Source organism: Streptomyces sp. NBC_00690, assembly GCF_036226685.1.
Taxonomy (GTDB): Bacteria; Actinomycetota; Actinomycetes; order Streptomycetales; family Streptomycetaceae; genus Streptomyces.
This window is the reverse complement of sequence record NZ_CP109009.1, coordinates 2473174-2492395: the sequence shown is the minus strand read 5'-3', so window position 1 is coordinate 2492395 and position 19222 is coordinate 2473174. Positions and strand designations below refer to the sequence as shown.

The following is a 19222-nucleotide window of genomic DNA, read 5'->3' as shown; positions in this document are numbered from 1 at the left end:
GAACGACCGGCCTGCCCCACTGTCCAGCACTCGCGACGCGTCTTAAGGTGACCGCCATGCGGGTCAATGTGATCAGTGATGTGCACGGCAACGTCGACGACCTCGCCAGGGCGGGAGACGGTGCCGACGCCTTGGTCTGCCTCGGCGACCTCGTCCTCTTCCTCGACTACGCCGACCGCTCCCGCGGCATCTTTCCCGATCTGTTCGGAGTCGAGAACGCCGAGCTGATCGTGGGTCTGCGCACCTCCCGCCGGTTCGATGAGGCGCGGGAGCTGGCCCGTGGCCTCTGGGCGGAACTGGGGGAGGACCGGGACAGCACGATCGAGACGGCGGTGCGCCGGCAGTACGCAGAACTGTTTGCGGCTTTTCCCGTGCCTACGTACGCCACCTACGGCAATGTCGATATCCCTGCACTATGGCCGGAATACGCCCACGATGGCACCACCGTTCTCGACGGTCAGCGGGCCGAGATCGGCGGTCTGGTGTTCGGATTCGTCGGCGGCGGGTTGCGCACGCCGATGCGCACGCCCTATGAGATCTCGGACGAGGAGTACGCGGCGAAGGTCGAGGCGCTGGGGGATGTCGACGTGCTCTGCTCCCACATTCCGCCCGATGTGCCCGAACTGACCTATGACACGGTCGCCCGCCGCTTCGAACGCGGTAGCTCCGCGCTGCTGGCCGCCATCCATCGCAGCCGACCCCGGTACGCACTCTTCGGCCATGTACACCAGCCCCTCGTCGCCCGGATGCGCATCGCGGCCACCGAGTGTGTCAATGTGGGGCATTTCGCCTCCACGGGCCGACCTTGGAGTCTGGAGTGGTGAACACCACCCGGGCCGCCCGGACCAGCCGCTGAGATTCGGCCGCCCACTCCCGGGACGCGTCTTGGGGGCTGGAGGGCCGCAGACGGAGGGCGCCCCCGGTCGCGATAGCCTTCCCACCATCAACACCGGTCCGTACCCGCACTCCAGGGAGCCGCAGCGATGGCGGAACACACCAGCTCAAGCATCACCATTGAGGCGGCACCGGCCGAAGTGATGGGAGTGATCTCGGACTTCGACCGCTATCCGGAATGGACCGGGGAGGTCAAGCAGGCCGAGGTGATCTCCCGGGACGCCGACGGCCGTGCCGAGCAGGTCCGGCTGGTCCTCGACGCCGGCGCGATCAAGGACGACCACACCCTCGCCTACACCTGGAACGGTGCGAACCAGGTCAGTTGGACCCTGGTGAAGTCACAGATGCTGCGCGCCATCGACGGGTCCTACACCCTCACCCCGGTCGGCGGCGACCGTACCGAAGTCACCTACCGACTCACCGTCGACGTCAAGATCCCGATGCTGGGGATGATCAAGCGCAAGGCCGAGAAGGTCATCATCGACCGGGCCCTGGACGGACTGAAGAAGCGCGTCGAGAGCGGACACTCCCACTGATGCACCTGGTCCTCGTCACCGGACTCGGCGGCGCGGGCCGTACCACCGTCGCTGCGGCGACCGCCCTCGCCCTGGCCCGGCCGACGGCAGCGACACCCGCGGCCCAACCGGCACGGGTCCTCCTGCTCTCCACCGACCCCGGCACCCCCCTCGGCGTGCCCGTCACCCCCGCCCCCGGGCTGCGTACGACCGAGATCGCCGACGGTCTGCGAGCCGTCGAGATCACCGAAGGGCTCTGGGCCGCCGCGATCGACAGCGCGCCCCGCTTCCGGGCCGAGTTCCTGTCCTGGCAAGAACGCGGTGCGACCGTCCTCGACCTCCTCGGCGCCACCAGACTCGCGGACGAGGAACTGACCGAGCTCCCGGGCAGCGAGCAGTTCGCCCTGCTCAAGGCGCTGACCGCGGCGGCGGCCGGCGACTGGGACGCGGTTGTCGTGGACCTGCCCCCGGTACGCGAAGCCATCGCACTGCTCGCCCTGCCCGAGCAGCTCCGTCGCTATCTGCGCCGACTGCTGCCCCCGGAACGCCAGGCCGCCCGCGCGCTGCGTCCCGTGCTCGCCCAACTCGCCGGGGTCCCCATGCCCGCCCAACTGCTGTACGACACGGCAGCGGGCTGGGACACCGAGCTCGCCGCGGTCCAGCAGGTGGTCGCCTCTCCGCAGACGGTGGTGCACCTCGTCGCCGAGCCGGGCTCCACCGCCGCCGATGCGCTGCGGACCGCCCGTACCGGGTTCGCCCTGCACGACCTGCGCGTGGATGCGGTGATCGCCAATCGGGTTCTCCCCCGGCACTCGCCCGATCCCTGGCTCGCGGGCCTCGCAGCCCAGCAGGAGAAGACGCTGCACGAGTGGCACGCGGAGTGGGGGCCGCGCGTCCGTGAGGTCACCCACATCGGACGGGAGTCCCGGGGCATCGCGGCACTCCAGGACATCGGGGACGACCTGTTCCCCGAAGCCGCCGGAGCGCCGCTTCCGCTTGCTGCGGAGGCGGGCGTGGAGGGGGCCGGTGACTTCGAGTCGAAGCGGGTCATCGACCTGCGCGATGAGGACGGCACGTTCGTCTGGGACATTCCGTTGCCAGGCGCCAGCAAGGGGGAGGTACATCTCGTGCGTCGTGGTGAGGAGCTTGTCCTCACCGTGGGCCCCTTCCGCAGGATCGTTCCGCTGCCGTCCGCCCTGCGCCGCTGCACCGTCTCCGGGGCCGCCCTGAAGGAGGGCGCACTCAAGGTCCGATTCACCCCGGACCCGGACCTCTGGCCGCGCACTCGCTGAACCGTTCGCGTCCGTTCGGGTAACGTCGAGGGTACGAACACCCATCGCCGGACCAACGCCCTGTGCAGGAGTACGCCATGAGCGATGCCACCGAGCGGCCAGCCGACGCCGACGCATGGGCCGACGCCTGCGCCGAAGACCTCGCGTCAGAAAAGGCCCGCCGCCGCGCCGAGTACGGCCCCCCGCCCGGCTCCGCCGGCGATGAGCTGCGCAAACTCTTCGGTGCCGTGGCCGACAAGGTCAATGAGTTCCAGTCGTCCCTGCCGGGGGTCGCAGCGCAGAGTGCCGTGCAGCAACTGGTCAATCAGGCGAAGTCCGCCGTCGAGCCGGTGTTGCAGCGCAATCCCCAGGTGTTCGACCATCTCGCCGCCGCGGGCGGTGAGCTGCTCGCGGCCTACCGCTCCGCCGTCGAGGGCCAGGAACGCCGCTGGACCCAAGGGCCCGAGAAGCCGTCCGATTCCGCGAAGGACTTCGGTCCCGCGAAGAAGTCCGGCGATCCGCGCGACGGCGAACCCGGTGACGGCGAACACATCGACCTGGACTGATCATGGTCCTGTTGCCCTCGGGTACGGTTGAAGCCTGTGGCCATACCGGGAACTGAGGGGCACATGGGACTCACCATCGGCGTCGACATCGGCGGCACCAAGATCGCTGCGGGCGTTGTCGACGAGGCGGGCACGATCCTCAAGACACACAAGGTGCCCACACCACCGACCCCCAGCGGCATCGTGGATGCCATCTGCACCGCCGTAGCTGCGGCGGGCGAGGGGTACGAAGTCGCAGCGGTCGGCATCGGCGCCGCGGGTTATGTGGACGACAAGCGGGCCACCGTACTGTTCGCGCCCAACATCGACTGGCGTCACGAACCACTCAAGGACAAGGTCGAGCAGCGCGTGGGGCTGCCGGTCGTCGTCGAGAACGACGCCAACGCCGCGGCCTGGGGCGAGTACCGCTTCGGGGCCGGGCAGGGACACGATGACGTCATCTGCATCACGCTCGGCACGGGCCTCGGCGGCGGCATCATCATCGGCAACAAGCTGCGCCGGGGACGTTACGGGGTGGCCGCCGAGTTCGGTCACATCCGTGTGGTCCCGGACGGTCTGCTCTGCGGCTGTGGCAGCCAGGGCTGCTGGGAGCAGTACGCGTCCGGCCGTGCTCTCGTCCGCTACGCGCGCCAGCGTGCCAACGCCACCCCCGAGAACGCGAAGATCCTCCTGGGCCTCGGCGACGGCACGGTCGACGGCATCGAAGGCAAGCACGTCAGCGCCGCCGCCCGCGAGGGCGACCCGGTGGCGGTCGACTCCTTCCGGGAACTCGCCCGCTGGGCCGGGGCTGGACTGGCGGACCTCGCCTCGCTGTTCGACCCGTCGGCCTTCATCGTTGGTGGCGGAGTGTCGGACGAGGGGGAGTTGATCCTCGAACCGATCCGCAAGTCCTTCCGCCGCTGGTTGATCGGTGCCCAGTGGCGACCCCACGCCCAGGTCCTCGCCGCCCAACTGGGCAACAAGGCAGGCTTGGTGGGCGCGGCGGACCTGGCACGCCAGGGCTAGGTGCACCACTGCTGCGTGGTGATGGCCGGGGCGCGAGGGCGGCGGACTACTGATTCCGCGGCGGGTCCGCATCGATTCCACGGCGCGTTCATGACGGCTCCCGGTGCCGGAAGGCCCCGGGAGCGCCCAGGCGGTCGGTTCACCGCCGGCGCGTCCCGGAGACCGCCTTCCGCCCGGAGCCCCGGAGACCGCCCTACGGGTAGGTCGGTCGGGAGGGACCGACCGGTTCCCGCCCGGACGCCCTGGCCTCGATCGTCCCTCTGAGGGGCCCGGAGCTACCCCGGCCAGGTTCCCGTCAGCCGTCGGGCCGCCGTGGCCCCGCCGCGGTCCACGGCCGCCTTCACCACGGCGAAGACCGCCCCTTGGAGCGCCGCAGCCATCAATACCTCGCCCCAGCCACGGCCCTCGTCCGTGGGCCCGGGCGCCTTGTCGTTATGGCCGAGGCGCTTCCAGATCTGACCGAAGGCCGCGCTGGCGAGCAGCCCGCCGAGCGCTCCGACCCCGGCACCGACCGGCTTGTAGAGCACTTTCGACGCCTTCACCGGCCCCTCCGTCGGGCCAGCACCACCAGCGCCACGGTCGCTATGCCCACTGCCAGCAGCGGCACGCGCTTCCTCCGTGCGGTCTCGGCGACCAGGGCCGTCGTCTCCTGCACGGGCGGCGGGGTGACTTCGCGCAGTTTGTCGCCCACGGCCGTTGCCGCATCCGCCAGCTGGGTCTTGGCCGCGGATGCCTTCGCACGGACCTGCTCGCCCATCTCGCCCACCTCGGCTTTCGCGGCGAGTGCCTCGATGGTCTGTCCCAGTTGTTCGCGGGTGTCCTGTGCACGGGAGCGCAGCTCCTCGGTGTCGAGGACGTTGCGTCGGGGGTGGGGGATGCCGTTCATCGTGTGCCCTTTCCTGTGTCTCGGCGTACTGGGTCTGCTCGCTTGGGCTTTGGTCGATCTCTCGCCTATGCGATCGACGGCACCGCAGGACGCGGGGTTCTGCGGCCCGGTGCCGCCAGTGCCGCGGCGCCGGCTACCAGGACCCCGACAACGATGAGCGTGGACGCCGACCAGGGCAGAACCTGCCCGATGGCGACCAGCGCCACGGTCAACGCGATTTGGAGGCCGAGTGCCGCCACCACGGCGGCGACGCCCTGGAGTCCGCGGTTCCGGCCTGCTTGCCGAAACCGTGGCAACCGTGGCGGCTGCCTTCGCCGCGCATCGGTACCGACCGGCTGCCGCGGCTGCGCGACGGTGGCGGGCACCGGTCCCCACAGCCCGCCGCACCAGGTCATACCGCTCATGACGTCCTCACCGCCTCGCCGGGGTCTTCGAGGAAGCGGCTACCCGGTTCCCCCCACATCAGACATCTCCCTCATCACACCCCCTGAGGTCATGGGCGCCTGGGAAGGGGACGCAACCGTGGCAAGGGGGGCGCGGCCGGCCACGCCGGCCCCGGGCGAGCCTGACGAAACACGGGCAACTCCGTCGTAGGGTGCTGGCATGGCCACGGTCCTGCCCAACTCCCGTACCGAACCCGATGGTTCCGCCGTTGTTCGTGTCCTCAGCTACAACGTTCGCTCGCTGCGCGACGACGAGGACGCCCTCGCCCGAGTCATTCGGGCCTGCGCGCCCGACCTCGTCCTCATCCAGGAGGCGCCCCGCTTCTTCCGCTGGCGCAAGCACGCCGCACGGCTCGCCGCCAAGACCGATCTCTTCGTCCTCAGCGGCGGGGCCACCGCTGCCGGCCCCCTGCTCCTGTGCTCACTGCGGGTGACCGTCGAGCGGACTCAGGACGTCCTGCTGCCGCTCGTCCAAGGTCAGCACCGCCGCGGCTTCGCCACCGCCGTGGTCACGATCGGCGGTGCCAGATTCGGTGCGCTCAGCTGTCATTTGAGCCTGTCGGATGCCGAGCGCCCTACGCAGGCAGGGTTGCTCATCGACCAGATCACCGCGATGGACGTGCCGTACGCCGTCGTCGCGGGAGACCTCAACGAGACCCCTGCCGGACGCAGCTTCCAACGAATCGCACAGCAGATGCAGGACTGCTGGGCCACTGCGCCGTGGGGCGGGGAGAACACCTTCGACCCCGACCGGCCGCGACGCAGGATCGATGCCGTGTTCGCGAGCCACGGCATCGAGGTGCTCGGCTGCGGGGTGCCGTTCGACCATCCCGGTGTGAGCCCGGCTGATCTGCGCGCGGCCAGCGATCATCTCCCCGTACTGGCCGCGCTCAGGATTCCTGCCGTACTCCCCGCCTTCGCGGGTTCCTAAAGGGTGTGCAGCAGGTCGTGTCCGATGCATCCCGTCCGGCCTGTGAGCCCTTGGGACGCACGAAGCCCTTCGTCGGACAGGTCCTGGTTAGACGACCGCGCCCCGACCGGGGTCGTCGTCCTCTTCGTCACCGTGTGCCATCCGGGCCACCAGCGTGGCGAAGCCGCCGAGGAAACCGCTGACGCACAAGGTGGTCAGCCACCAGGTCATCTCCCACTGGAGCAGAACCGCGATCAGCATCAGCACCGGACCGCCGATCACCGCCAGCCAGGCGAACTTCGCCGTGACATCGGCCTCCGGCAGCGGCGGCGGCTCCGGGGGGACGAAGTGGCCTTCGTCGCCGTCGTCCCCGTCCTCGCCCTGGTCGGTGTTGGCTTCGTTCGGCTCGACCACCTGGTAGTCACGGGGGCCGGCGCCGCCGACCCCGGGGGCGAAGGTGATGGAGCTGCCGAGCCCGGCCGCCTGGTCCTCTTCGGGCGCAGGCTCCTTCCCCTTGCCCTGGGGCGACTCGTTCACCTCGCCTTCGAGGAGCGCGAGGTCCTCCACCGATTTGAACGGCTTGGCACCCGGCGGGTCCGCCGGTTCATCCCCGTACCCCGCGACGATGGCGGCCCAGGCCGCCTCCTCGTCGATGGGCTGCGGCTCTCGGTCCGCGTCATGCTGCTCAGCCACCGGCGGTGCTCCCCTTCCTCACGGCATTCGGAGCGAGCCGGTCGACGAACGCACAACTCTCGTGGAAGATCCGCTCCGCATCGTGGTCCAACGTCGCGACGTGGTAGCTCTGTTCCAACACGACCTCAGTGACGTCCGTGGAGGAGACCCGGCCGAGAATCCGCGCCGAGTCGACCGGCGGTACCACATGGTCCTGCAAACTGTGCAGGAGCACCATGGGCTGGGTGACCTGGGGCAGCTCGCCGTCGACGAGCCGAAGGAAATTCCGCAGCGAGTGGGCGGCCTGGAGCGGGACCCGGTCGTAGCCGACCTCGTGGGCGCCCTCCTTGGCGATGTCGTCGATCAGCCCCGGGGTGGTCCGGACGAAATGGCGGGCCACCGGCAGTGCCCGCGCGGCGAGACCGTGCACCTTGTTCGCCGGATTGACCACGACGATCCCTCGGACCGCGTCCCCGTACCGGGCGGCGAGCCGCAGGGCGAGGGCACCGCCCATGGAGAGCCCGAAGACGAAGACCACCTCACACTTCGAGAGCAGTTCGCGCAGCTCCCGGTCCACCTCCGCGTACCAGTCCTGCCACCCGGTGATCTGCATGTCCTGCCAGCGCGTGCCATGGCCGGGGAGCAGCGGCAGGGAAACGGTCAACCCTCGCTCGGCCAGGAACTCCGCCCAGGGACGCAACGACTGCGGTGAACCGGTGAATCCGTGGCAGAGAAGGACGCCGACCTCGCCGCCTTCATGGCGGTAGGGCTCGGCTCCGGGAAGGACCGGCACCGGGGTCTCCTGTTCTGTGGCATGAAGCATCGAAGGGGGTGCATCTCACCGTACGCGACCGGACTGACACCGACCAGGTCCATAAGTCCACCGGCGCGGGGGATGCGCCGGCCCCGTGGTCACGTCGGGTTAAGGTCTGTTCGACAGCAACAGGAGGCATTCGAGTTGATCTACGGCGCAATGAAGTTCTCCATCGGAGGCTCGCTGAAGCTTGCCTTCAGACCCTGGGTGGAGGGTCTGGAGAACATTCCCGCCGATGGCCCGGCGATCCTCGCGAGCAACCATCTCTCCTTCTCCGACTCCTTCTTCCTGCCGGCGGTCCTCGACCGGAAGGTCACCTTCATCGCGAAGGCGGAGTACTTCACCTCGCCAGGGGTCAAGGGTCGGCTCACCGCCGCCTTCTTCAAGGGTGTGGGACAGCTCCCGGTCGACCGGTCCGGTGGGCGGGGCGCGGGTCAGGCGGCGGTCAGGGCCGGTATCGAGGTGGTGGAGCGCGGCGATCTCTTCGGCATCTACCCCGAGGGCACGCGCTCCCCTGACGGCAGGCTCTACCGCGGCAAGCCCGGTGGCCTCGGCCGGGTGGCGCTCGCCACCGGTGCGCCGGTGATCCCCATCGCCATGATCGACACGGAGAAGATCCAGCCGCCCGGCAAGGTCGTGCCCAGGCTGATGCGGCCGGGCATCCGGATCGGCAAGCCGCTCGACTTCAGCCGCTATCAGGGCCTGGAGGAGGACCGCTACATTCTGCGTTCACTGACCGACGAGGTCATGTACGAGATCATGAAGCTCTCCGGGCAGGAGTACGTCGACATCTACGCCACCGTCGCCAAGCGGGAGATCGCGGAGGCGGAGAAGGCGGCCAAGGCGGCGGCGAAGGCGGCCGAGGGGAACAAGGCCCGGGAGAAGGCGCCGGCCGTGGAGCAGGCCGCTCCGGCCGATGACGTCGAACACACGGACAGACCGCCGGCAGCGTAGTAGCGCTGTCGTTGATCGGGGGTGGGGGACATGGCTGGACAGGGTGCGCACACCCAGCCCACTGCGGGCACTGAGGCTGCTGGGGGACCTGGGGGCACGAAGGCCCGACAGGTCGGACGGATGTCGGTCGAGTTGCCCCTGTGGCGCGCGCTCGCCGGCTACCGGGTCCTGACGATGGTGTACGCGATACTCCTCTTCGCCTTCACCCCGGACGACTTCGAGCGCCCCTGGGTGGCCTTCGCCTTTCTGTCGGTTCTGGCGATCTGGACCCTGGCCACCCTGCCCCAGGTCTCCAACGCCACCCGCTGCACCAAGCGGTTCCTGGGCGTGGACCTCACCATCGCCCTCACCGGCATCCTGATCACTCCCCTCGCCGACGTGGACGCACCCCACGTCGACGGGCCCACCCTGCCGTCGATCTGGACCGCGGGCTCCGTACTGGCCTTCGCCATCAAGGGCGGCTGGCGGTGGGCGGGCTTCGCCTCCTCCCTGGTCGCCGTCGCCAACATCGTCGAGCGCGCCGAACCCAGCCGCGACACCTTCCACAATGTGCTCCTGGTCTGGGTCGCTTCGATAGCCATCGGCTATGTGGTCGAGGTCGCGCGGGCATCGGAACGCACCCTGGCCCGAGCACTGGAGATCGAGGCGGTGACCCGGGAGCGGGAGCGGCTCGCCCGCGACATCCACGACGGGGTGCTCCAGGTGCTGGCGATGGTGCAGCGGCGCGGTACGGCCCTGGGCGGCGAAGCGGCCGAGTTGGGTCGGATGGCGGGGGAACAGGAGATCGCCCTGCGCACCCTGGTCTCCCGTGGCCTCGTGCCCGTCACCCGCCCGGGGGCCGCCGAAGCTGGCGGATCTGGCGGGGCAACGGCGGCAGGGGGGGCAGCGACGACCGAGTACGTCCTGGGCGGCGAGGACTACGACGAGTCCGCCCACGAGTGCGATGTGCGCTCCCTTCTCGCACGCTACGCGGGCCCTCAGGTGACCTTGTCGGAGCCGGGCGCGCCGGTGCAGCTCCCGGCCCTGGCCGCGGCCGAACTGACGGCCGCAGTCGGTGCCGCCCTGGACAATGTGCGGCGCCACGCGGGAGCGGACGCCAATGCCTGGATCCTGGTGGAGGACTGGACGGACGAGGTGATCGTCACCGTTCGGGACGACGGCCCCGGCATTCCGGAGGGCCGTCTCGCCCAGGCCGAGGGGGAGGGCAGGCTGGGCGTCGCCCAGTCCATCCGCGGTCGGTTGCGCGATCTCGGAGGCACGGCCGAACTGCTCTCCGTACCGGGGCAGGGGACGGAGGTCGAGTTGAAGGTGCCACGCCAGCGATGACGTTGACCGGGCATGCCGCCCGAGGAATGAAGGGCGTCGCGCATCCGGGCGAACCGCAGCCCGTAGATCCTTCGTCCCCTTCATTGCGCTTTTTCGCTTGATTGCACAGGATCGATCAATTCACCGAGAGCGATGAGTTCACCGAGAGCGATGAAGTTCGACGGGGGAAGGCAGCGGGAGATGACGGAAGAGCAGACGGTCAGGGTGATGGTCGTCGACGACCATCCGATGTGGCGGGACGCGGTCGCCCGCGATCTGGCTGCGGCCGGGTTCGACGTGGTGGCCACGGCCGGTGACGGCCGACAGGCGGTGCACCGCGCCAAGGCGACCGTGCCGGACGTCCTCGTACTCGATCTCAACCTTCCCGAACTCCCCGGAGTGCAGGTGTGCAAGGAAGTGGTCGGGGCGCTGCCGGGGGTGCGGGTGCTGGTGCTGTCGGCCAGTGGTGAGCACGCGGATGTGTTGGAGGCGGTGAAGTCGGGTGCGACGGGCTATCTGCTGAAGTCCGCGAGCACACAGGAGCTGACCGATGCCGTGCGCCGGACGGCCGTCGGCGACGCGGTCTTCACCCCGGGCCTGGCCGGGCTGGTGCTCGGCGAGTACCGCAGGCTGGCCACGGAGCCCGTCCCCGCGGCGGGGGCGGACGAGCCCAAGGCTCCGCAGCTGACCGACCGGGAGACCGAGGTGCTGCGGCTGGTCGCCAAGGGGCTCTCGTACAAGCAGATCGCGGAGCGGCTGGTCATCTCGCACCGCACGGTGCAGAACCATGTCCAGAACACCCTGGGCAAGCTGCAACTGCACAACCGGGTGGAACTGGTGCGCTATGCGATAGAGCGTGGCATCGACACCCCGGACGGCCCCGACAGCCCCGGACACCCGGGCAGCTTCCGTACCCCCCGAGGCGGTCGTCGGTAGCCTCCATGGCCGTGCCGGGCCTGTGAGCGCTCCGGCGCGCCCGGCAGACCTTCTCCGCATCGGTGCGGCGTCCCTGGACGGGGGCGCCGCACTGCCGTTTCGGTGGCGCGTTTCGGCAACCGCCGCGCCGGGCGTCGTGACCCCGGGGCAGGCCGCCCTTCTTGCCTCCCTTTGCGCGCTGTGATCTCGTTCGCCCGCCGGCGTGCGCCCTATCCACGCCCGGGTGGTGGTGGGCGTGCGAGCACCACCCCGCTCGTAAGAGTGAAAAAGCTCCTCTATGCAGTGCTTCAACGGCCTTAATTCGCGCGGGAATTGGCTATCCCTCGCATCCCACGGTGACGCGTTTCACCACTAGCGTTGCCGTTCTGGGCCCCCCAGCAGAAGACGGTTTTGGGGCCCATTCAGGCGAAGGGAAGTATCCATGCGCGTAGGAGTACTGACCGGGGGCGGCGACTGCCCCGGCCTCAACGCCGTCATCCGTGGCGCTGTCCGGAAGGGCATTCAGGAGTACGCGTACGAGTTCGTCGGTTTCCGCGATGGATGGCGCGGACCGCTCGAAGGTGACACGATCCCGCTCGACATCGCGGCAGTTCGCGGCATTCTGCCTCGCGGTGGCACCATTCTCGGCTCCTCCCGCACCAACCCGCTCAAAGCAGAAGACGGTGTTCGGCGGATCAAGGAAAATCTTGCAAAGCACGAGGTCGATGCACTGATCGCAATTGGCGGCGAGGACACCCTCGGCGTCGCGACAACGCTCTCGGGCGAGTACGGAATTCCCTGTGTCGGGGTCCCGAAGACCATCGACAATGATCTTTCCGCCACCGACTACACCTTTGGATTCGATACCGCAGTCGGCATCGCCACCGAGGCGATCGACCGACTGCACACCACGGCCGAGTCGCACATGCGCGTGCTCGTGGTGGAGGTGATGGGCCGGCACGCAGGGTGGATCGCGCTCCACTCGGGTCTCGCGGGTGGAGCGAACGTCATCCTCATCCCGGAGCAGCGCTTCGACGTCGACCAGGTCTGCAAGTGGGTGACCTCGCGTTTCAGAGCCACCTATGCCCCGATCGTCGTGGTCGCCGAGGGCGCCATGCCCAAGGACGGCGATGCGGTGCTCAAGGACGGCTCACTCGACTCCTTCGGCCATGTGCGGCTCTCCGGAGTCGGCGAGTGGTTGTCGAAGCAGATCGAGGCCCGTACGGGCAAGGAGGCTCGTACGACGGTTCTCGGCCATGTTCAGCGCGGGGGCACACCCAGTGCCTTCGACCGCTGGCTGGCGACCCGCTTCGGGCTGCACGCGATCGACGCGGTGCGGGACGGCGACTTCGGCAAGATGGTCGCCCTCCAGGGCACCGACATCGTCCGGGTCCCGATCGTGGACGCGACCTCCAAGCTCAAGACCGTCGACCCGAAGCTCTACGAGGAAGCCGGAGTGTTCTTCGGCTGATCCACAACGCTGAACGGCGCCACCGGGCTGCGGGTCGTATATTCGCGATATCTGGACCCTTCGCGATATCCGGCCCGCAGCTCTCATTCCTGGAGGAAGTCGTGGACATCCTTGCCTTCGGGGTGCAGGCGGATGAGAAACCCCTGATCGAGCGGGCATTTGCAGGACTCCATGACGTCCGCTGCGTGGAGGTTTTCCTCACGCAGGACACGGCTCCCATCGCCGCCGGCTATGAAACGATCTCCACGAGCGTCAACGCCAACCTCAGTGGTCGAGTGCTGCAAACCCTGGCGGTCGGCGGAACCACCATGATCGCTCAACGTTCCACAGGATTCAATAATATCGATCTTGAAGTGGCCGAGCGGCTGGGTTTGACCATTGCCCGGGTCTCCTTCTACTCGCCCTACTCCGTGGCCGAGTTCGCCTGGACGCTGGCCATGGCGGTCAACCGCAGAATTGTTCGTGCCTCCGCCCGCACCCGCGATTTCGACTTTCGTCTCGACGGACTCATGGGACGTGATCTTCACGGTCGGACGGCCGGAGTGATCGGCACCGGAAAGATCGGTGAGGCATTCACCCGAATCGCCCATGGCTGTGGAATGAACCTATTGGGCTGGGACATCACGGAGAACCCGGCCTGCGTCGAACTCGGCATGCGGTACGTCGACAAGGACGAACTGCTCGCGTCCGCCGACCTCGTCAGTCTCCATGTGCCCCTGCTGCCCGCCACCCACCATCTGATCGGCCGGGACGCGCTGCGCGCCATGAAGGACGACGCCATCCTCGTCAACTCCAGCCGCGGTGGACTGATCGACACGGAAGCCCTGGTGGGCGAGTTGCGCAAGGGCAGGTTCACCGGCGTGGGGCTCGATGTGTACGAGGCGGAGGCCGGGCTCTTCTTCCTCGACAAGTCCTTGGAGCCCATCGAGGACGACACCCTGGCCCGACTGGTCACCTTCCCCCACGTCCTCGTCACCTCGCACCAGGCGTACTACACGAAGGACGCGGTGGGCCAGATCGTCGCCGCGACCGTACAGAACGTCAATGACTACGTGGCCGGTCGGCGCAGCGAGAACTTCCTCGTGCCCAAGGCGGGCTGATCCGACAGAAGGACGTCCGGCAGACGGGCCGATCCGGAGACGGACTCATCCGGCGGACGCGGGTGCGGGGCCGCCGGGGACGCCCCCGCACCCCGGGCCATCAGCCGCGTGGCAGCGCCGTGGCCGCCAACAACTCCGCGACCACCGCCGGGCCGTCCAGGGTCAGCACCGACTCGGGATGGAACTGCACCGAGGCGAAGGTGGCCGCCCGCATCGCATGGACGTCCCCGGTCAGTGGATCACGTGCCGTCTCCACACCCCGCCCCATGAGTTCCGCGGCCATCCGGTCGTCGCACCGGGCGGTGAAACTGTTGTAGAAGCCGACGGTCCTCTCGTGTCCGAACAGTTCGACGCGCTCCTGTGCGCCCTGGTACGGCTCCGCCTTCCGTACGACCGGCAAGCCCAGCTCCGCGGCGATCAGCTCGTGTCCCAGACACACGCCCAGCAGCCCACGGGGAGGGCCCGCCAGCAGCTCGGTCGTCAGCGCCCGCAGCACCTGCATCTTCGGGTCGGACGCATCGGTGGGATCGCCCGGCCCCGGGCCCAGCACCACCGGTCCCGGGTGGGCCAGTGCCGCTTCCCGCAGCCCCGGCTCGTCGAAGCGCCGCACGGTGACCTCCAACCCAGTGGAGCGCAGCAGATGCGACAGCATCGCGGTGAAGGTGTCCTCGCCGTCGATCATCAGGGCGTGCCCCGTGGGCTCGGCAGCGCGCTCCTGCATCCGCAGCCAGAACGGGGCGAGCGATGCCCGCCGGGATTTCAGGGCCGCCTGTACCCGGGGGTCGTCGGCCAGCCGGGGGCGCTCGGGTCCCGCCTCGCGGCGCTGCGGGCCCACGCCGAGCGCCGCGAGCACCCCGGCCGCTTTGGCATGCGTCTCGGCCACCTCGGCCAAGGGGTCCGAATGGCGCACCAGCGTGGCTCCGACCGCCACCCGCACCCGACCTTCGGCGGAGATGTCGGCCGTGCGGATCGCGATGGGGGAGTCCAGCGTCTGCTGCCCTCCCGCGTCGACGCCGAGGAGGGCGAGCGCGCCCGCGTAGTAGCCGCGACCCCCCGCCTCGTACCGGCGGATGACCCGACAGGCGTTCTGCACCGGCGATCCGGTGACCGTCGCCGCGAACATCGTCTCCTTCAGCACCTCGCGCACATCCAGCGAGGAGCGACCGCGCAGTTCGTACTCGGTGTGGGCGAGGTGCGCCATCTCCTTGAGCCGCGGGCCGACGACGACCCCGCCCCGGTCGCCGACGGTGCACATCATCTTCAGTTCCTCGTCGACGACCATCGACAGTTCATCGCGCTCCTTGGCGTCGTCGAGGAAGCGCAGCAGCGCTTCGGGGTCGGGACCCTCGGGCGGATAGCGGAACGTGCCGCTGATCGGATTCATCACCACGGTCTCGCCGCTCATCCGCACGTGCACTTCCGGGCTGGCACCGACCAGCGTGCGCTCCCCGGTGTGCACCACGAAGGTCCAGTACGCGCCGCGCTCCCCGGCCAGCAACCGTCGGAACAGGGCCAGTGCGTCCGCCCGTCCGAACCCGGGGATCTCACCGGTGAAGGTGCGGCGGATCACGAAGTTCGCCCCCTCGCCCTGTCCGATCTCGTCCTCGATCACCCGGCGCACGACATCGGCGTACTCGGCGTCCCCGATGTCGAAGGCGCCCGATGCGACGGTCACCGCGTGCGCGGGCAGCGTCCGCAGTGCCTCGTCGAGCGGAAGCGCCCAGGACTCGTCCGCGATCAGCACGCTCAGTGGCGTCCCGTCGTCGTGGACCTCGAAGCCGCGCTCAGCGATCTGCCGGAACGGGACCAGTGCGAGGGAGGGGCGCGTTGAGACCGGGATCTCGGCGAGGGTTTCGACCTCCCGCACCGAGCCGATCAGTACCTCCACCAGGTCCTGATCGTGACCGGGGGTGCGTCTGCGCAGCAGGGCGAAGGGCGGACAGTCGTCGTCGAGGAGCCGGGCGAGGTTGTGCACGGGGGTCGCGGCGGTTGCCATCCGGGCTGTTCCTTCCAGTGAGAGGGAGGAGGAACGGCCGGTTTCACTGCGGAAACACCGAAGGCCGCCCCTCGGGCGGCCTGTGTGAAATCCGATTGCGCCGTGCGCAGTCAGTGGGCCGCCGAGTGAGCGGTCCACCACCAGTTCTGCTGCACATGTGCGGTCACGCCGGGAACTGTAGCGCACGGGGGGTCGCGCCGAACGGCTGTGACCAAAACCACCTCGCGCCCGGAAGATGCGCCAAAGTCGCGCCCCATCCGCCCCATCGCACGCCCGTGCTCCCATGGAGGCGGTCGGAAGCCGGGAGGATCGCTGTCCAGAGTGTGAGCGGCCGGGGAGTACGGCCCGGCAACGTCGTAACCTAAAGAGCGTGACGATGAACGTTGAGAGCTCAGCTGCCCCGGTGCCCACCTGGCGAAACCTGCCTGCCGCGCAGCAGCCCGAGTATCCCGATCCCGAAGCTCTTCGCGGGGTCGTCGCCGAGCTGGAGAGCTACCCCCCGCTGGTCTTCGCGGGGGAGTGCGACCAACTGCGCGCCCGGATGGCGGCCGTCGCCCGCGGAGAGGCATTCCTTCTCCAGGGCGGCGACTGTGCCGAGTCCTTCGAAGCCGTGGGCGCCGACGACATCCGTGCCAAGCTGAAGACCCTGCTCCAGATGGGGGCGGTCCTCACCTACGCGGCATCCGTGCCCGTGGTGAAGGTCGGCCGTATCGCGGGCCAGTACTCGAAGCCGCGTTCCAAGCCGACCGAGACCCGTGACGGCCTGACGCTGCCGACCTACCGCGGCGACTCCGTCAACGGCTTTGACTTCACCGAAGCGGCCCGTGTCCCGGACCCCGAGCGGCTGAAGCGGATGTACAACGCCTCCGCGGCCACGCTCAACCTGGTGCGCGCCTTCACCACCGGTGGCTACGCGGACCTGCGCCAGGTGCACGCCTGGAACCAGGACTTCGTGAAGTCCTCCCCGTCCGGGCAGCGCTACGAGCAGCTCGCCCGCGAGATCGACAACGCCCTCAACTTCATGGAGGCGTGCGGCACCGATCCCGCGGAGTTCCGCACGGTGGAGTTCTTCGCCTCGCACGAGGCGCTGCTGCTCGACTATGAGTCGGCACTGACGCGGATCGACTCGCGCACGGGCCACTTGTACGACGTTTCCGGCCACATGGTCTGGATCGGCGAGCGCACCCGTCAGCTGGACGGGGCGCACATCGAGTTCGCTTCGAAGATCCGCAACCCCATCGGCATCAAGTTGGGCCCGACCACCACGGTGGACGACGCCCTCCAGTACATCGACCGTCTCGACCCCGACCGGGAGCCGGGCCGGCTGACCTTCATCGTCCGCATGGGCGCCGACAAGGTCCGCGACAAGCTTCCGGAGCTGGTCGAGAAGGTCACCGCGTCGGGTGCGACCGTCGCCTGGGTCACAGACCCGATGCACGGCAACACCTTCGAGGCCGCATCCGGCCACAAGACGCGACGGTTCGACGACGTCCTCGACGAGGTCAAGGGCTTCTTCGAGGTCCACAAGGCACTCGGCACCCACCCCGGCGGCATCCATGTCGAGCTGACCGGTGACGATGTCACCGAGTGCGTGGGCGGTGGCGACGAGATCTTCGTCGACGACCTCCACCAGCGGTACGAGACGGCCTGCGACCCCCGGCTGAACCGCAGCCAGTCGCTGGACCTGGCCTTCCTCGTGGCCGAGATGTACCGCGACCAGTGAGCTGATCAGCGGGCTTTGACAGAGGTGTGGGGCACGTATCCATGTGATACGTGCCCCACACTGTTTTCAGCCACCCCCAAGGCGGGTAAGGTTAGGTTTGCCTCACCGATCAATCGGGACGATCAATCGGAAAAGGCACGCCCTAGACCCATCGGCCCGTCGGGGAGGTGACCCGCGTGTACGTCTGCTCGTGCTTCGGCATCACCGAGAAGCAGGTGAAGGAACACGCTGACGCCGGCGCCCACACTCCGCGCCAAATAGCGTCCGCCTGCAAAGCCGGCACCGACTGCGGGTCCTGTGTGCGACGCATCCAGTCGATCCTCGGCCGGGGCAACTGCCCGCGGCGTGAGCTGCTCGACCAGGGCCAGCCGGCCCTGAGCGTCGTATCGGAGCTGAACGAAGCCGCCTGACGCGATGCCCGACGATCCGACGATGGTCATCCACCGGTCCGTCCCAAGCACCCGCCCAGGCCCATGGCCCGAGCATGCGTCTCGATGGAGAGTGCTCAGCTCTCCGGCTGCTCGATGAGCTGGGCGATGTACAGCGGTTCGCCCAACTTCTCGACCAGTTCCAACTGGGTGTCGAGATAGTCGATGTGGTGTTCCTCGTCCTCAAGGATCGACTCGAAGATGTTCGCCGACGTCACATCGCCCTTGGCGCGCATGACGTCGATGCCGCGCTTGAGACGGTCGATCGCCTCGACCTCGACCTGTCGGTCGGCCTGGAACATCTCGGTCACCGTCTGACCGATCCGCACATGGAACAGTCGCTGGTAGTTCGGAAGGCCGTCGAGGAAGAGGATGCGGTCGGTCAGCACCTCTGCATGCTTCATCTCATCGAACGACTCAGCCCGGGTGTACTTGGCAAGCTTCGTCCAGCCGAAGTTCTCTTGCATCTTCGCGTGGAGGAAGTACTGGTTGATCGCCGTCAGCTCGGCCGTAAGCTGCTCATTGAGAAACTCGATGACCTCGGGGTCGCCCTGCATCGCAGAAGCTCCTTCCACGTGTGTGGCTCGGGGGCAGGTTCGCGCATCCTTGCATTGCCGTAGTGAGCCGTCCAGTAAGTGCCTCCTTAGTAGGAGTTGCCCGAATCGGGCCAGACCTGGTCATGACCACCCCTCCCGGTCTGTCACCATGGAACGCATGGGTCAGCCGGAGAGCCGGGATTACCGCGCAGCAGAGGAGTCCACGCTTCCACCGGGACAGCGAGTCCAGCGCGGTTGGCCAGTCACCCACTACGGCCCGGTCCCCAAATTCAAGCCGGACCGTTGGGAATTCAGGGTTTTCGGGGCGACGGCCGACGGGGACAAGCACTGCTGGAACCATGAGGAGTTCTCCGCACTGCCGTTCTCCACGGTGGTGGCCGATCTTCACTGCGTGACGAAGTTCAGCATGCTGGGGGCCGAATGGGGCGGTGTGGCCGCCCGGACCATCGTTGAACTCGCGCCACCCGCCGACGATGTCACGCATGTCATGGTCTGGGCCGAGTACGGCTTCAGTGCAAATATGCGGCTCTCCGACTTCATGGCCGAGCGAGCGATTTTCGCCACGCACAAGGACGGCGAACTGCTCACGGCGGAGCATGGGTTTCCGCTTCGACTGGTGGTTCCCCATCTCTATGCCTGGAAGGGTCCTAAATGGGTCCGAGGCGTGGAGTACATGACGGCGGATCGTCGCGGGTTCTGGGAAGAGCGCGGCTATCACAATCTGGGCGACCCCTGGGAGGAGCAGCGGTACTCCTACCAAGAGGAGCCCGGGGACGGTCCAGAGTTGTAAGTGACAC

Annotated in this window: 21 protein-coding genes; 14 read left to right on the top strand and 7 right to left on the bottom strand. The window is 68.4% G+C overall.

Annotated features, from left to right (window positions below):
* Nucleotides 1–56: 56 nt before the first annotated feature.
* The 5 genes from OID54_RS11030 (at nucleotide 57) to OID54_RS11010 (ending at nucleotide 4251) form a co-directional block, all read left to right on the top strand.
* Nucleotides 57–824 carry a metallophosphoesterase family protein gene (locus OID54_RS11030; RefSeq protein ID WP_329017559.1) on the top strand — a complete coding sequence of 256 codons (768 nt, stop codon included), beginning with the start codon at nucleotides 57–59 and terminating at the stop codon, nucleotides 822–824.
* A gap of 159 nt (nucleotides 825–983) precedes the next feature.
* On the top strand, nucleotides 984–1430 hold the full coding sequence (locus OID54_RS11025) for an SRPBCC family protein (RefSeq protein WP_329017556.1): 447 nt from the start codon (nucleotides 984–986) through the stop codon (nucleotides 1428–1430).
* Nucleotides 1430–2701 (top strand): ArsA family ATPase, encoded by a 1272-nt coding sequence (locus OID54_RS11020; protein ID WP_329017553.1) that lies wholly within the window; start codon nucleotides 1430–1432, stop codon nucleotides 2699–2701. Before OID54_RS11025 ends, OID54_RS11020 begins: the two co-directional genes overlap by 1 nt.
* Before the next feature lie 77 nt (nucleotides 2702–2778).
* Nucleotides 2779–3246 carry a DUF5304 domain-containing protein gene (locus OID54_RS11015; protein ID WP_329017550.1) on the top strand — a complete coding sequence of 156 codons (468 nt, stop codon included), beginning with the start codon at nucleotides 2779–2781 and terminating at the stop codon, nucleotides 3244–3246.
* Between the two features lie 63 nt (nucleotides 3247–3309).
* Nucleotides 3310–4251: an ROK family glucokinase gene (locus tag OID54_RS11010; protein WP_329017547.1), complete on the top strand. Its 942-nt coding sequence runs from the start codon at nucleotides 3310–3312 to the stop codon at nucleotides 4249–4251.
* Between the two features lie 275 nt (nucleotides 4252–4526).
* Here OID54_RS11010 and OID54_RS11005 read toward each other — a convergent pair whose 3' ends face one another.
* The 3 genes from OID54_RS11005 to OID54_RS10995 form a co-directional block, all read right to left on the bottom strand.
* On the bottom strand, nucleotides 4527–4793 hold the full coding sequence (locus OID54_RS11005) for a DUF4235 domain-containing protein (RefSeq protein WP_329017544.1): 267 nt from the start codon (nucleotides 4791–4793) through the stop codon (nucleotides 4527–4529).
* Nucleotides 4790–5137, bottom strand: coding sequence for a DUF3618 domain-containing protein (locus OID54_RS11000; RefSeq protein ID WP_329017540.1), 348 nt, complete (start codon nucleotides 5135–5137; stop codon nucleotides 4790–4792). The genes OID54_RS11005 and OID54_RS11000 overlap by 4 nt, the downstream gene beginning before the upstream one ends.
* Before the next feature lie 65 nt (nucleotides 5138–5202).
* A complete protein-coding gene (locus tag OID54_RS10995) occupies nucleotides 5203–5541 on the bottom strand; it encodes a phage holin family protein (RefSeq protein WP_329017537.1) in 339 nt (112 codons plus the stop codon).
* Nucleotides 5542–5740: 199 nt separating this feature from the next.
* Between OID54_RS10995 and OID54_RS10990 the strand changes: the two genes are divergently transcribed.
* Entirely contained in the window at nucleotides 5741–6511 is a 771-nt protein-coding gene (locus OID54_RS10990) for an endonuclease/exonuclease/phosphatase family protein (protein ID WP_329017534.1), read from the top strand.
* A gap of 87 nt (nucleotides 6512–6598) precedes the next feature.
* Here OID54_RS10990 and OID54_RS10985 read toward each other — a convergent pair whose 3' ends face one another.
* Both OID54_RS10985 and OID54_RS10980 read right to left on the bottom strand, forming a co-directional pair.
* Nucleotides 6599–7183, bottom strand: coding sequence for a hypothetical protein (locus OID54_RS10985; protein WP_329017530.1), 585 nt, complete (start codon nucleotides 7181–7183; stop codon nucleotides 6599–6601).
* On the bottom strand, nucleotides 7176–7955 hold the full coding sequence (locus OID54_RS10980; RefSeq protein ID WP_329017527.1) for an alpha/beta hydrolase: 780 nt from the start codon (nucleotides 7953–7955) through the stop codon (nucleotides 7176–7178). Before OID54_RS10980 ends, OID54_RS10985 begins: the two co-directional genes overlap by 8 nt.
* Nucleotides 7956–8135: 180 nt before the next feature.
* Between OID54_RS10980 and OID54_RS10975 the strand changes: the two genes are divergently transcribed.
* The 5 genes from OID54_RS10975 to OID54_RS10955 all read left to right on the top strand — a co-directional run bounded on the left by OID54_RS10975 (nucleotide 8136) and on the right by OID54_RS10955 (nucleotide 13721).
* Nucleotides 8136–8930: a lysophospholipid acyltransferase family protein gene (locus tag OID54_RS10975; RefSeq protein ID WP_329027411.1), complete on the top strand. Its 795-nt coding sequence runs from the start codon at nucleotides 8136–8138 to the stop codon at nucleotides 8928–8930.
* A 120-nt stretch (nucleotides 8931–9050) separates the two neighbouring features.
* Nucleotides 9051–10256, top strand: a complete 1206-nt coding sequence (macS, locus tag OID54_RS10970; protein WP_329027409.1) for a MacS family sensor histidine kinase — start codon at nucleotides 9051–9053, stop codon at nucleotides 10254–10256.
* 180 nt (nucleotides 10257–10436) lie between these two features.
* Entirely contained in the window at nucleotides 10437–11171 is a 735-nt protein-coding gene (locus OID54_RS10965) for a response regulator transcription factor (RefSeq protein ID WP_329027407.1), read from the top strand.
* Nucleotides 11172–11592: 421 nt separating this feature from the next.
* Nucleotides 11593–12621, top strand: coding sequence for a 6-phosphofructokinase (locus tag OID54_RS10960; RefSeq protein ID WP_329017525.1), 1029 nt, complete (start codon nucleotides 11593–11595; stop codon nucleotides 12619–12621).
* Nucleotides 12622–12722: 101 nt separating this feature from the next.
* The gene (locus tag OID54_RS10955; RefSeq protein ID WP_329017522.1) at nucleotides 12723–13721 is read left to right on the top strand and encodes a 2-hydroxyacid dehydrogenase; all 999 of its coding nucleotides are present in this window, start codon (nucleotides 12723–12725) and stop codon (nucleotides 13719–13721) included.
* 100 nt (nucleotides 13722–13821) lie between these two features.
* On the opposite strand, the gene OID54_RS10950 is transcribed toward OID54_RS10955, so the two are convergent.
* Complete coding sequence (locus tag OID54_RS10950; protein ID WP_329017519.1) at nucleotides 13822–15717, bottom strand: anthranilate synthase family protein; 1896 nt, start codon at nucleotides 15715–15717, stop codon at nucleotides 13822–13824.
* Nucleotides 15718–16093: 376 nt separating this feature from the next.
* Here OID54_RS10950 and OID54_RS10945 point away from each other — a divergent pair, with 376 nt between their 5' ends.
* Together OID54_RS10945 and OID54_RS10940 are read left to right on the top strand one after the other, a co-directional pair.
* A complete protein-coding gene (locus tag OID54_RS10945; RefSeq protein ID WP_383536960.1) occupies nucleotides 16094–17440 on the top strand; it encodes a class II 3-deoxy-7-phosphoheptulonate synthase in 1347 nt (448 codons plus the stop codon).
* A 167-nt stretch (nucleotides 17441–17607) separates the two neighbouring features.
* Nucleotides 17608–17850 carry a (2Fe-2S)-binding protein gene (locus OID54_RS10940; protein WP_329017513.1) on the top strand — a complete coding sequence of 81 codons (243 nt, stop codon included), beginning with the start codon at nucleotides 17608–17610 and terminating at the stop codon, nucleotides 17848–17850.
* A gap of 95 nt (nucleotides 17851–17945) precedes the next feature.
* Here OID54_RS10940 and bfr read toward each other — a convergent pair whose 3' ends face one another.
* The gene (gene bfr / locus OID54_RS10935; RefSeq protein ID WP_329017510.1) at nucleotides 17946–18425 is read right to left on the bottom strand and encodes a bacterioferritin; all 480 of its coding nucleotides are present in this window, start codon (nucleotides 18423–18425) and stop codon (nucleotides 17946–17948) included.
* Between the two features lie 157 nt (nucleotides 18426–18582).
* Between bfr and OID54_RS10930 the strand changes: the two genes are divergently transcribed.
* Nucleotides 18583–19215: a sulfite oxidase-like oxidoreductase gene (locus OID54_RS10930; protein ID WP_329017507.1), complete on the top strand. Its 633-nt coding sequence runs from the start codon at nucleotides 18583–18585 to the stop codon at nucleotides 19213–19215.
* Nucleotides 19216–19222: the final 7 nt, after the last annotated feature.